Source organism: Burkholderia pseudomultivorans (genome assembly GCF_001718415.1).
In the GTDB taxonomy this organism is placed as follows: domain Bacteria; phylum Pseudomonadota; class Gammaproteobacteria; order Burkholderiales; family Burkholderiaceae; genus Burkholderia; species Burkholderia pseudomultivorans_A.
The window spans coordinates 19,144-31,365 of record NZ_CP013378.1; the positions used below are offsets into that span (position 1 = coordinate 19,144).

The 12,222-nt window shown below is 57.5% G+C and carries 8 protein-coding genes, 2 tRNA genes and 3 rRNA genes; 5 read left to right on the plus strand and 8 right to left on the minus strand.

Annotated features, from left to right (window positions below):
- Nucleotides 1–413 precede the first annotated feature (413 nt).
- The 4 genes from WS57_RS13055 to WS57_RS35730 are packed head-to-tail and all read left to right on the plus strand — an operon-like array spanning nt 414 to nt 3,124.
- Nucleotides 414–707 (plus strand): ribbon-helix-helix domain-containing protein, encoded by a 294-nt coding sequence (locus WS57_RS13055; RefSeq protein ID WP_236871933.1) that lies wholly within the window; start codon nt 414–416, stop codon nt 705–707.
- Nucleotides 707–1,864, plus strand: coding sequence for a DNA cytosine methyltransferase (locus tag WS57_RS13060; protein WP_069244388.1), 1,158 nt, complete (start codon nt 707–709; stop codon nt 1,862–1,864). Before WS57_RS13055 ends, WS57_RS13060 begins: the two co-directional genes overlap by 1 nt.
- Nucleotides 1,861–2,718 carry a hypothetical protein gene (locus WS57_RS13065; RefSeq protein WP_069244389.1) on the plus strand — a complete coding sequence of 286 codons (858 nt, stop codon included), beginning with the start codon at nt 1,861–1,863 and terminating at the stop codon, nt 2,716–2,718. The genes WS57_RS13060 and WS57_RS13065 overlap by 4 nt, the downstream gene beginning before the upstream one ends.
- Before the next feature lie 31 nt (nt 2,719–2,749).
- Nucleotides 2,750–3,124 (plus strand): very short patch repair endonuclease, encoded by a 375-nt coding sequence (locus tag WS57_RS35730; RefSeq protein WP_236871934.1) that lies wholly within the window; start codon nt 2,750–2,752, stop codon nt 3,122–3,124.
- Nucleotides 3,125–3,198: 74 nt separating this feature from the next.
- Here WS57_RS35730 and WS57_RS13070 read toward each other — a convergent pair whose 3' ends face one another.
- The gene (locus tag WS57_RS13070; RefSeq protein WP_069244390.1) at nt 3,199–3,906 is read right to left on the minus strand and encodes a hypothetical protein; all 708 of its coding nucleotides are present in this window, start codon (nt 3,904–3,906) and stop codon (nt 3,199–3,201) included.
- Nucleotides 3,907–4,235: 329 nt separating this feature from the next.
- On the opposite strand from WS57_RS13070, the gene WS57_RS13075 reads away from it, so the two are divergent.
- Complete coding sequence (locus tag WS57_RS13075; protein ID WP_060334305.1) at nt 4,236–4,532, plus strand: hypothetical protein; 297 nt, start codon at nt 4,236–4,238, stop codon at nt 4,530–4,532.
- A 215-nt stretch (nt 4,533–4,747) separates the two neighbouring features.
- Here the strand turns inward: WS57_RS13075 and rrf are convergent.
- The 7 genes from rrf to WS57_RS13110 form a co-directional block, all read right to left on the minus strand.
- Nucleotides 4,748–4,860 (minus strand): 5S ribosomal RNA (gene rrf, locus WS57_RS13080).
- Nucleotides 4,861–4,974: 114 nt separating this feature from the next.
- Nucleotides 4,975–7,855 (minus strand): 23S ribosomal RNA (locus WS57_RS13085).
- Nucleotides 7,856–8,147: 292 nt separating this feature from the next.
- Nucleotides 8,148–8,223, minus strand: a tRNA-Ala gene (locus tag WS57_RS13090).
- A 34-nt stretch (nt 8,224–8,257) separates the two neighbouring features.
- Nucleotides 8,258–8,334: transfer RNA gene (locus WS57_RS13095), tRNA-Ile, on the minus strand.
- Between the two features lie 62 nt (nt 8,335–8,396).
- Nucleotides 8,397–9,929 (minus strand): 16S ribosomal RNA (locus WS57_RS13100).
- Together the 16S, 23S and 5S rRNA genes with 2 tRNA genes alongside form the textbook arrangement of a ribosomal RNA operon.
- Before the next feature lie 524 nt (nt 9,930–10,453).
- Nucleotides 10,454–10,984, minus strand: a complete 531-nt coding sequence (locus tag WS57_RS13105; RefSeq protein WP_009690350.1) for a cytochrome b — start codon at nt 10,982–10,984, stop codon at nt 10,454–10,456.
- Complete coding sequence (locus WS57_RS13110; RefSeq protein ID WP_069244391.1) at nt 10,984–12,078, minus strand: catalase family peroxidase; 1,095 nt, start codon at nt 12,076–12,078, stop codon at nt 10,984–10,986. The genes WS57_RS13105 and WS57_RS13110 overlap by 1 nt, the downstream gene beginning before the upstream one ends.
- Nucleotides 12,079–12,222 lie beyond the last annotated feature (144 nt).

The window sequence follows — 12,222 nt, forward strand, 5'->3', positions numbered from 1 at the left end:
AACCCACCCCCGATAATGTCGACACTGCCCCCAGGGAACTTTAATTGAAAGGAAACGCGGGCTATCTCTGACATCGCGAAGGCGACCTGCCCAGATCCGGTACGCTGCCAGAATCCGCGCGATTCGCCTTGGCCTGACTCAGCCGCCGACTCCGGTGGAGTAGCAATGAAACTCAGGCTGCCAACGTCGGACTTAGTGCTGGCTTGTGGAGAGCACCTACAGTAGTGTCTTGGCGCTGGATCGGTACAGCGGCAGCGGCTGGGCTTGCGGTAGATCGAGCAAACACCGCGGACAGGATAGTGCGCCAACCGATTAGATGACACCACTCACCCCAGCTTCGTCTGCCGACACGCCAACAAGCTGGCACAGCGAGAACGAATGTACGGCGCTGGCCGACAGCGCTTGGCTTTGCGGTGACGCAACGCCATATCACGATTTCGCTGACTTTTACAATATTCTCTTTTGCGGTGCGCCAGAATGGCGCCACAATGGCGCCTATGATGAAAACCGCCAAAGACTCGCGCGCCAAGACGGAGCGCATCACAGTGCGCCTGCCCAACGACATGCTTGCAGCGATCGACGTCGAGTGTTCTCGGCGCATCGGCAACGTGTCACGCAACACCTGGATACTCGAAGCGGTCCAGGAAAAGTTGTCGCGCGCTTGCGGCGGTGCAATCCAACAATCAGATGCCGCGAGGGGAAACTAATGGGTCGTTTCTACGAGTTCTTCGCCGGCGGGGGAATGGCCCGCGCCGGCCTTGGCGAGGGTTGGCAGTGCCTCTTCGCTAACGACTTTGATCACAAGAAAGGCATCACGTATCGCCAAAACTGGGGCGAGGGCGAACTGCTGACCGGCGACGTACGCCACGTAAAACCGGAAAACCTCCCCGGCCGCGCGAACCTCATCTGGGGTTCGTTTCCGTGCCAAGACCTGTCGCTGGCCGGCGCGGGCGCGGGCCTGAAAGGAGATCGCTCGGGTACGTTCTGGCCGTTCTTCGATGTCGTGAAAGGCTTAATCGCGGACAATCGCGCGCCCGACATCATCGCGCTGGAAAACGTTGTAGGTACGCTGCATTCGCACGAGGGCAAGGACTTCGCGGCGATCTGTACGGCGCTCGACCGCGCCGGCTACCGGTTCGGCGCGATGGTGATCGACGCCGCACTGTTCGTGCCACAGTCGCGCCCTCGCCTGTTCGTCATTGGCATCCGCAAGGACCTGCCAATTCCTGACAGGCTCGTCCAGCCAGATGCCTCGCCGCTATATCACCCGAAAGCATTGCTAACGGCGCTGGACAAACTAACGGCTAAGGCGCGACAGAACTGGATTTGGTGGCACCTGCCCGCACCCGAGAGCCGTGAAACCGTGTTTGCAGACCTGATCGAGGAGAACCCAACCGGCGTCACGTGGCACACCACGGCGGAAACGCAAAGGCTGCTGGCGATGATGAGCGATGTCAACCTGGCCAAGGTCGAGAAAGCAAAGAAGGCGTCGAAGTCCACCGGCCGGCGCATGGTCGGCGCGATCTATCGGCGCACCCGGCGCGACGAGGAAGGCAACAAGGTGCAGCGCGCCGAAGTCCGTTTCGACGACGTGGCCGGTTGCCTGCGTACGCCCTCCGGCGGCTCAAGCCGGCAATTGATTATGGTAATTGACGGCAATAAGGTGCGCACGCGGCTGATTTCCAGCCGAGAAACGGCGCGGCTGATGGGGCTGCGCGACGAATACGTGCTGCCCGAGAACTACAATGAGGCGTACCACTTGACCGGCGACGGTGTGGCGGTTCCTGTCGTTCGACACATCGCGAAGAATATCTTCGAGCCGATCTTGGCCATTCAACCGCCGCTGGCAAAGGCTGCAGCATGAGCATCGTTCCATGCGAGCAAAACGGTAAGCTACGCACCTTGATCGAAAAGTACGCCGAAGACCTGAAGACCGAGGCCCATAAGATTGGCAATCACGGTCTTTCAGAGGTCGAGTTCTACAATAGCGGCGTATTTCGTGGGGCGATTGAGCGGGTCCGTGGTCAGTTCTCCGCGTCGATGCGCGAAAAGCGCGAGTTCGTGCAGCACATTCTGAATCACATGCAGGACAACGGATTCGTCACCGATTGGGAGTCGGCGGGCGAGGCCAACCGACACGATTACATTGTGCGCTTGCCGACCGGTCGAACGGCCGCGATCGAGTTGAAGGGCTGCCTGGACGGCAACAACACGAACATTTTCGAACGGCCGCCTCAGGCGGAAGAGTTCGTAATTTGGAGCGTGTGCACGAACCCGGGCGCAGACCCTCGGCACAACGCTTGGTCGGGCATCCACACACGGTTGAGCGCGGAAATCATCCACCGCGAACAACGCGTTGACGGCGTGATCCTTTGGGACATGGTGTGCGGGACGGTCGGCCGTCCCTGCCCGAAGGTCGAAGGCGATCCGACTCGCTTGACCGCCGCAGGTCCGTTCGCGGTACCACCGCCCTGCATCTACGTACTGCCCTCGACGATACCGAGTCCGCGTAACAACCCGCATCCGAAGGCGCAGCGCTTGCAGGACGTTCAACTCTTAAAAGCGTTCCACGAGTGCTTCAAAGCGAACGACAACGAGGTGAACTACGTCGATTTTGAGGTCGGCTATCAAGGTACCGACACCGTTCGCAAAACGCGGGTAATGCGCAATGGAGAAATCCAGCGTGAGTCGGAAGCGACCGCGATCCGCCGGGGCTGACGAAACGCCCGCAGTCTTACGGTCCCGCACCATGCGTGCCGTGAAATCGAAGGACACCGGCGCCGAGATGATCGTGCGCCGGTTCCTCCACGCCGCCGGTCTGCGGTACCGCCTCCACGACCGACGCTTGCCGGGGAAGCCTGACCTGGTGTTCCCGCGCCGCCGTATCGCTCTGTTTGTTCACGGATGTTTCTGGCATCAGCACCCGAACTGCCCGGCGGCCGCCCGCCCGAAATCGAATTCCGACTATTGGACCCGAAAACTGGACGGCAATGTTGTACGCGACGCTCGTCACCTCGACGCGCTAAAAGCGGCAGGCTGGACTGTTTTGATCATCTGGGAATGCGAAACCCGCGACCAGAAGGCACTTAACGCAGTGCTGAAGCGGATAGCCCCATCAGTCTGATGCTAATTGTCCGCTCGGCCGTCTCATTGACCGACGCCACTCCGCCGTCACCGGAACCTCTGTGTGGCCGCAACTCATTTCCGGTTGCCGGATCCCGCGATCCTTAGCCTGTCTCGATATCGGCTGTCCCGCATTCGGATCGAATCGAACCATTCCTCCCGCTCTTCACCGTTTAAGTATGCAGCGGTCGACGTCCGACAACGGTCGATAAAAGCATCTTGCTCGATCGAGCTGAGACTCTCCCAATACCGATCCCACACATTCACATACCAATACTGCGCATCGCCCTGCAGATTGAATGTCAATGGCCCGAGCTCGTACCAAGCAATCCACGGCGGTGGCGGATTGAATACGAACGCGGACACCGAGCGAACAAGCTCGACATCGTTCGTCAGCAAACTGACTTGCTTGCCAGAATGGCGGTCGACAGCGGAAAAGAAGGTGTGAAGCAATCCGTCTCGTACGAACTGGCGGGGGCCTACTCGTTCCCTGCCCTTGATCACGAGATTGACGTAGATGGGAAACTGCTCGACCTCGACATCCTGCGTCACGTAGAAGGCGCTCACCCCAAGTTCTCCAATCCATGCCGCGCCGGGATAGTCGGGAAACGACTCCGATCGAAGTGCCTCCGGCGTCTCCGCGAACACCGCGCGCACATACGCCAGATCCGTCTCAAAAATCCGCTCGATTGCCTGCTGTCGATGCTTGGACAGATCGTGCGATGCACGCCGGAGTCGGCGCGCATCCACGAAAACGTCAAACAGCCTCTTCAAGGTCGACATATCAACTCCTCAACCGACGATCTCCTCAGCGGCATGCAAAGTCATATCCTCTACTTCATCGCCGAACCATTGGACATGTACGAAAATCTCTCCACGTCTGATGCATTTCTTCTCTACGTATCTACCGTCTGGCTATTCGACAAGTAAATCGATTTATGAGATGCGCCACGAACTAAACTATCCGAAGCATCCCGATAGAGGAGATAGCTGCGCGAGAAATCGTGAATTCGATGGAAGGCTGAAGAGATCAGAGCAGTAAAAGCGCGGGCCGCATGGGCTGCCACCCATACGACCCGCTGACCACCACCAACTCACTACAGGAGTCGGAAATGGCTAACGCCAATAGTAAATCACGTCCCAAGAAGCGCAAACCGGTCGACATGACCGAGACGTTTGCGGAGGTCCTGCGCAGCGAGCCGGACCTTCCTCAGCCGGGCTGGCCGTACCTGCCGTGGATGCGCATCATCGATCTGCACTGCAAGATATTTGGATTCGAACCGGGCGAGCGGGTCTACCTCGACATCAACCATGTCACGCGGAAAATCACGATTTCGCCTGACTACAGCCAGCTAGCGCTGCGAGAGCAGCCGTACTATGACGAGGATCGACCAGATCCGTTTGCATAACCAACAAGGGCCGCTTCATGCGGCCCTTGTTGGTTGTAGAGGTTCGGGGGATCTCAGTGTGCCCTTCGTGGCTTCGGATAGCGCTCTGGCTATTTATCAACCACCGTCAACGACTGTCACGGCGCGCAACTTTCCGTCATCGTGTGTTGCGCCCTTTTCCGCCCCACAAATGCAAAAACCCCCGCCTGTTCGGGCGGGGGTTTCTGGCTTAGGGAGCCTGACGATTACCTACTTTCACACGGGAATCCGCACTATCATCGGCGTGGAGTCGTTTCACGGTCCTGTTCGGGATGGGAAGGGGTGGGACCGACTCGCTATGGTCATCAGGCAAAGAGGGTTGTTGCGTTGCTTCGCAGCGCAACCAATCTTGGAAGAAGCAGTAATCTTGGGTTGTGCGTATCGCACACGAGAATCAACAAGTGCTGCAAGGCAGACTTGTTATAGGATCAAGCCTTACGGGCAATTAGTATCGGTTAGCTGAACGCATTACTGCGCTTACACACCCGACCTATCAACGTCCTGGTCTCGAACGACCCTTCAAGGAGGTCAAGCCTCCAGGGATATCTCATCTTAAGGCGAGTTTCCCGCTTAGATGCTTTCAGCGGTTATCTCTTCCGAACATAGCTACCCGGCGATGCGACTGGCGTCACAACCGGTACACCAGAGGTTCGTCCACTCCGGTCCTCTCGTACTAGGAGCAGCCCCCTTCAAATATCCAACGCCCACGGCAGATAGGGACCAAACTGTCTCACGACGTTTTAAACCCAGCTCACGTACCTCTTTAAATGGCGAACAGCCATACCCTTGGGACCGGCTACAGCCCCAGGATGAGATGAGCCGACATCGAGGTGCCAAACACCGCCGTCGATATGAACTCTTGGGCGGTATCAGCCTGTTATCCCCAGAGTACCTTTTATCCGTTGAGCGATGGCCCTTCCATACAGAACCACCGGATCACTATGACCTGCTTTCGCACCTGCTCGACTTGTCGGTCTCGCAGTTAAGCACGCTTATGCCATTGCACTATCAGCACGATTTCCGACCGTACCTAGCGTACCTTCGTACTCCTCCGTTACCCTTTGGGAGGAGACCGCCCCAGTCAAACTGCCTACCATGCACTGTCCCCGATCCGGATCACGGACCAAGGTTAGAACCTCAAACAAACCAGGGTGGTATTTCAAGGACGGCTCCACCGAAACTAGCGTTTCGGTTTCATAGCCTCCCACCTATCCTACACAGATCGGTTCAAAGTCCAATGCAAAGCTACAGTAAAGGTTCATGGGGTCTTTCCGTCTAGCCGCGGGTAGATTGCATCATCACAAACACTTCAACTTCGCTGAGTCTCGGGAGGAGACAGTGTGGCCATCGTTACGCCATTCGTGCAGGTCGGAACTTACCCGACAAGGAATTTCGCTACCTTAGGACCGTTATAGTTACGGCCGCCGTTTACCGGGACTTCAATCAAGAGCTTGCACCCCATCATTTAATCTTCCGGCACCGGGCAGGCGTCACACCCTATACGTCCACTTTCGTGTTTGCAGAGTGCTGTGTTTTTATTAAACAGTCGCAGCCACCAGTTTATTGCAACCCCTTCACCCTCCTGGCGCAGGCCAGTCAAGCTACAAGGGCGTACCTTATCCCGAAGTTACGGTACCAATTTGCCGAGTTCCTTCTCCCGAGTTCTCTCAAGCGCCTTAGAATACTCATCTCGCCCACCTGTGTCGGTTTGCGGTACGGTCATCGTTAGACTGAAGCTTAGAGGCTTTTCTTGGAACCACTTCCAATTGCTTCGCTCCCGAAGGAGCTCGCGCCACACCCTTGAATTCCGCGCCCGGATTTGCCTAAGCGCCTTCTCCAATGCAGCGACCGGGACTTCCAACACCCGGACAACCTTCCGCGATCCGTCCCCCCATCGCATCTAACGACGGTGCAGGAATATTGACCTGCTTCCCATCAGCTACGCATTTCTGCCTCGCCTTAGGGGCCGACTCACCCTACGCCGATGAACGTTGCGTAGGAAACCTTGGGCTTACGGCGAGGGGGCCTTTCACCCCCTTTATCGCTACTCATGTCAGCATTCGCACTTCCGATACCTCCAGCATCCTTTACAAGACACCTTCGCAGGCTTACGGAACGCTCTCCTACCATGCGAGCAAGCTCGCATCCGCAGCTTCGGTATATGGCTTAGCCCCGTTACATCTTCCGCGCAGGACGACTCGATCAGTGAGCTATTACGCTTTCTTTAAAGGGTGGCTGCTTCTAAGCCAACCTCCTGACTGTTTTAGCCTTCCCACTTCGTTTCCCACTTAGCCATATTTGGGGACCTTAGCTGGCGGTCTGGGTTGTTTCCCTCTTGACACCGGACGTTAGCACCCGATGTCTGTCTCCCGTGATTGCACTCTTCGGTATTCGGAGTTTGCTATGGCGGGGTAATCTGCAATAGACCCCCCAACCATGACAGTGCTCTACCCCCGAAGGTGAGACACGAGGCACTACCTAAATAGTTTTCGGAGAGAACCAGCTATTTCCAGGTTTGTTTAGCCTTTCACCCCTATCCACAGCTCATCCCCTAACTTTTCAACGTTAGTGGGTTCGGACCTCCAGTACGTGTTACCGCACCTTCATCCTGGCCATGGATAGATCACCTGGTTTCGGGTCTACGCCCAGCAACTGAACGCCCTATTCGGACTCGCTTTCGCTACGCCTGCCCTATACGGTTAAGCTTGCTACTGAACGTAAGTCGCTGACCCATTATACAAAAGGTACGCCGTCACCCCCGAAGAGGCTCCGACTGTTTGTATGCATGCGGTTTCAGGATCTATTTCACTCCCCTCCCGGGGTTCTTTTCGCCTTTCCCTCACGGTACTGGTTCACTATCGGTCGATCACGAGTATTTAGCCTTGGAGGATGGTCCCCCCATCTTCAGACAGGATTTCACGTGTCCCGCCCTACTTGTCGTACACCTAGTTCTTTCATACTGTTTTCGCCTACAGGGCTATCACCTGCTATGGCCGCACTTTCCAGAGCGTTCGGCTAACAATACAAATAAAGAGTACAAGGCTCATCCCATTTCGCTCGCCACTACTTTGGGAATCTCGGTTGATTTCTTTTCCTGCGGTTACTTAGATGTTTCAGTTCACCGCGTTCGCTTCGCATGGCCTATGTATTCAGCCATGGATACTCCATAAGGAGTGGGTTTCCCCATTCGGACATCCCCGGATCAAAGCTTGTTTGCCAGCTCCCCGGGGCTTTTCGCAGGCTACCGCGTCCTTCATCGCCTGTGATCGCCAAGGCATCCACCACATGCACTTGTTCGCTTGACCCTATAACGAGTCTGTCTCATCGACAGTCGCTACAGGTTGAGTTCTCGCGTTGTGCCGTATTCCAATTAGAGTCGAACATGAAGTTCGAATCATCTTGAGATACATCGATACAATCACAACCCGGATAGTTTCCACGTCCATCTCAAAGACGCTTCCGCTATCCAAATTACTTACTTCTTCCAGATTGTTAAAGAACGACAGCCGATACAGTTGTCTGCATCACTCTGACTGGCTCAATCGCCAATGACAAAGACTCGAACCACGCTTCGTTCGAACGCTTGTCATTGAAGATTGGTGGAGGCAGACGGGATCGAACCGACGACCCCCTGCTTGCAAAGCAGGTGCTCTCCCAGCTGAGCTATGCCCCCATACAGAGACACCTCAGGTTTCCACGTCAGACAATGGTGGGTCTGGTTGGATTCGAACCAACGACCCCCGCCTTATCAAGACGGTGCTCTAACCGACTGAGCTACAGACCCCTGAGTCTGTCTTGATTTACAGCCGATAAGCGTGAGCGCTCAACCTGGCGAGCTAGCTCTGGAAAGGAGGTGATCCAGCCGCACCTTCCGATACGGCTACCTTGTTACGACTTCACCCCAGTCATGAATCCTACCGTGGTGACCGTCCTCCTTGCGGTTAGACTAGCCACTTCTGGTAAAACCCACTCCCATGGTGTGACGGGCGGTGTGTACAAGACCCGGGAACGTATTCACCGCGGCATGCTGATCCGCGATTACTAGCGATTCCAGCTTCATGCACTCGAGTTGCAGAGTGCAATCCGGACTACGATCGGTTTTCTGGGATTAGCTCCCCCTCGCGGGTTGGCAACCCTCTGTTCCGACCATTGTATGACGTGTGAAGCCCTACCCATAAGGGCCATGAGGACTTGACGTCATCCCCACCTTCCTCCGGTTTGTCACCGGCAGTCTCCTTAGAGTGCTCTTGCGTAGCAACTAAGGACAAGGGTTGCGCTCGTTGCGGGACTTAACCCAACATCTCACGACACGAGCTGACGACAGCCATGCAGCACCTGTGCGCCGGTTCTCTTTCGAGCACTCCCGAATCTCTTCAGGATTCCGACCATGTCAAGGGTAGGTAAGGTTTTTCGCGTTGCATCGAATTAATCCACATCATCCACCGCTTGTGCGGGTCCCCGTCAATTCCTTTGAGTTTTAATCTTGCGACCGTACTCCCCAGGCGGTCAACTTCACGCGTTAGCTACGTTACTAAGGAAATGAATCCCCAACAACTAGTTGACATCGTTTAGGGCGTGGACTACCAGGGTATCTAATCCTGTTTGCTCCCCACGCTTTCGTGCATGAGCGTCAGTATTGGCCCAGGGGGCTGCCTTCGCCATCGGTATTCCTCCACATCTCTACGCATTTCACTGCTACACGTGGAATTCTACCCCCCTCTGCCATACTCTAGCCTGCCAGTCACAAATGCAGTTCCCAGGTTGAGCCCGGGGATTTCACATCTGTCTTAACAGACCGCCTGCGCACGCTTTACGCCCAGTAATTCCGATTAACGCTTGCACCCTACGTATTACCGCGGCTGCTGGCACGTAGTTAGCCGGTGCTTATTCTTCCGGTACCGTCATCCCCCGACTGTATTAGAGCCAAGGATTTCTTTCCGGACAAAAGTGCTTTACAACCCGAAGGCCTTCTTCACACACGCGGCATTGCTGGATCAGGCTTTCGCCCATTGTCCAAAATTCCCCACTGCTGCCTCCCGTAGGAGTCTGGGCCGTGTCTCAGTCCCAGTGTGGCTGGTCGTCCTCTCAGACCAGCTACTGATCGTCGCCTTGGTAGGCCTTTACCCCACCAACTAGCTAATCAGCCATCGGCCAACCCTATAGCGCGAGGCCCGAAGGTCCCCCGCTTTCATCCGTGGATCGTATGCGGTATTAATCCGGCTTTCGCCGGGCTATCCCCCACTACAGGACATGTTCCGATGTATTACTCACCCGTTCGCCACTCGCCACCAGGTGCAAGCACCCGTGCTGCCGTTCGACTTGCATGTGTAAGGCATGCCGCCAGCGTTCAATCTGAGCCAGGATCAAACTCTTCAGTTCAAACCTGTTACTGTTTTCGGTTCTTTCGAACCGGTCGCTCACTCAAAGCTGACAGGTTATGAATCACTTCATAAACCTGACTTACTTTAGTGTGAGACTCTTGATACTTTTGCTATCCCGATCCGAGGATCGGGTCTCGCTCACATCAAGCGCCCACACTTATCGGCTGTTAGTTTTTAAAGAGCATTCTGCGAGAGGCATCGGGCCTTCCAGCAGCGCTGCGTTTTCAGCAGCAGAGAAGCGAGATTATGAACCGTGTTTCGCAGCGCGTCAACAACTTTTTGCTACATCGTTGCGACTGCGGGGTTCTTCTTCCTTCGTCGCCAGGGCGCTCCACACTGCAGCACACCGCCGACTCCGCTTCCCCTTCCGCGCCGCGTTGCCGTCAGCGCGAAAGAGGCGTGATTCTAGGCACCCCACTCCAATCGCGCAAGGGGTTTCGGAAAAAATATATGGCCCCGCACGCTGCCGCGTGCGGGGCCATATATATATAAAGAGAGAAACCGGCGCACCCGGCAGCACCTTCACCTCCCCACCATCGACCTGACCACCCCATCCCGCCGAATCAACCCGTGATAAAGCGCAGCCGCAAAGTGCGCAAGAAACGTCGCGAAGAACAGATAAGCCAGCACCCGATGCGCGATCCTGAGCCACGCGAACGCGACCGGATCCGCCGAAACGATCGCCGGCAGCTGCACTCCGCCGCCGAGCGTCACCGGATACCCGCCCGCCGACAGCATCGCCCACCCGATCAACGGCATCGCAACCATCAGCACATACAGCACCAGATGCGACCCATGCGCAGCGACCTTCTGCCATCCCGGCAGGTCCGCAGGCAATGCCGGCGTTTTCGAGCCGAGCCGCACCACGATCCGCACGCACACCAGCACCAGCACGGCCACTCCCAGCGGCTTGTGAATCCCCACAAGAAACGTATGCCGCTCCGACACCGACGCCACCATCCCCACCCCGACAAACAGCATCGTCAGGATCATCGCCGCCATCACCCAGTGCAGCACCCTCGCCGGCAGGCCAAACGTCGTCACCGTCTTCATCACCGCCCCTCCTCGCTCACGCTGGCCGCCTTCGCCACGCCAGCCTCTTCACTCGTGCGTCGCAGATACGAATCCGCATAAGCAGCCGACCTGGCCGCCAGCAACGGATCGCCCGACACCTGAATCCCCTGCGGCAACACCGTCGGGTCGTAATTGACATCCCGGCACGGCCCGCTGTCCTGCGGCGCCACCCGGTCGAGCACGAGCGTCCCCGCATCTATCGTCGTGCGCTGCGCGGGCCATACCTTCGTTGCGTCGTCCACCGGGTCGCCGGGCTCCGCCAGGGTGACCAGCAGCTTCCATTTCTGCGCACCGTCCGCGATGCGCCGCGTCAGATCCGCCTGCAGCACGTTCGGATCCGCGGCCGTCGCGACGTCGCCGGCGCCGGCCGTCTGCTCCGGCACGACGCGCCACCTCACCGCGTGCCGCTTGCCCGACGCGTCGACGAAGTAGAACGCGTTCAACCCGTAATAACTCTCGGTCACGTAACTCGCGCTCGGCTTCGCCGCTTTTATCCACTGCAGAAACGCCGCCGCCTCCGGATGCGCGCCAAAGAACGCCTTCACCTTCACCGGATCGGGCTTCCCCGTCCTGGGATCGGGCCGCGTCGCCACCGTCTGCTGATAAAACGCCTGCGGCGTCGCCACCGGAAACACCGGCATCGCATTCATCCCGGTCCGCCACTGTTCGCCGTCGGGGGCGGTCAGCTTCAGCGCGAGGCTGCGGATCGGCACGCTGCTGTCGGGCGCATACGGATTCCCGCCCGGCAACGCGAACCGCCCGACCACCGGCGTGCGCCCCGCCTTGAAGAACGGCGCGACCGAATACGCGCTCGCGGCCCCGTTGCCTTCGAAATACCCGGTCACGCACACGCCTTTCGCATGATTGCGCCGAAACCCGGGATGCAGCCCGGCGTTGGTCTGCAACGCATCGACGAGCCGGTGCGGCGTCAGACGCGTCGGCGCAAGCCAGCCGCCGACATAGCCGAACGCCGCCGCCATGCCCGCCATCGCGCCGCCGATCACGGCCCAGCGCCACCACTCGCGCGCCGGCGTCTGCCGCGGCGAGGGCGAAGAAGAGGAAGATCGCTTCATGAAATGCACTCCCGATCGTCAGATCAATGTCGAACGCGCGTAGGACGCCGCGCCGGCCGCTTTATTCCACGAAAAAATTTTTCGTATGCTGATGGAATAAGCGGCGCCGACCGGCGTCCTACGCGGCATCTCGACCTTTTCGGT

Bases quoted from the DNA above. Each gene is read 5' to 3' on its own strand.
- WS57_RS13060 (WP_069244388.1), top strand. From the start codon at position 707: ATGGGTCGTTTCTACGAGTTCTTCGCCGGCGGGGGAATGGCCCGCGCC.
- WS57_RS13110 (WP_069244391.1), bottom strand. From the start codon at position 12,078: ATGAAGCGATCTTCCTCTTCTTCGCCCTCGCCGCGGCAGACGCCGGCG.
- WS57_RS35730 (WP_236871934.1), top strand. From the start codon at position 2,750: ATGCGTGCCGTGAAATCGAAGGACACCGGCGCCGAGATGATCGTGCGC.
- WS57_RS13070 (WP_069244390.1), bottom strand. From the start codon at position 3,906: ATGTCGACCTTGAAGAGGCTGTTTGACGTTTTCGTGGATGCGCGCCGA.
- WS57_RS13065 (WP_069244389.1), top strand. From the start codon at position 1,861: ATGAGCATCGTTCCATGCGAGCAAAACGGTAAGCTACGCACCTTGATC.
- WS57_RS13075 (WP_060334305.1), top strand. From the start codon at position 4,236: ATGGCTAACGCCAATAGTAAATCACGTCCCAAGAAGCGCAAACCGGTC.
- WS57_RS13105 (WP_009690350.1), bottom strand. From the start codon at position 10,984: ATGAAGACGGTGACGACGTTTGGCCTGCCGGCGAGGGTGCTGCACTGG.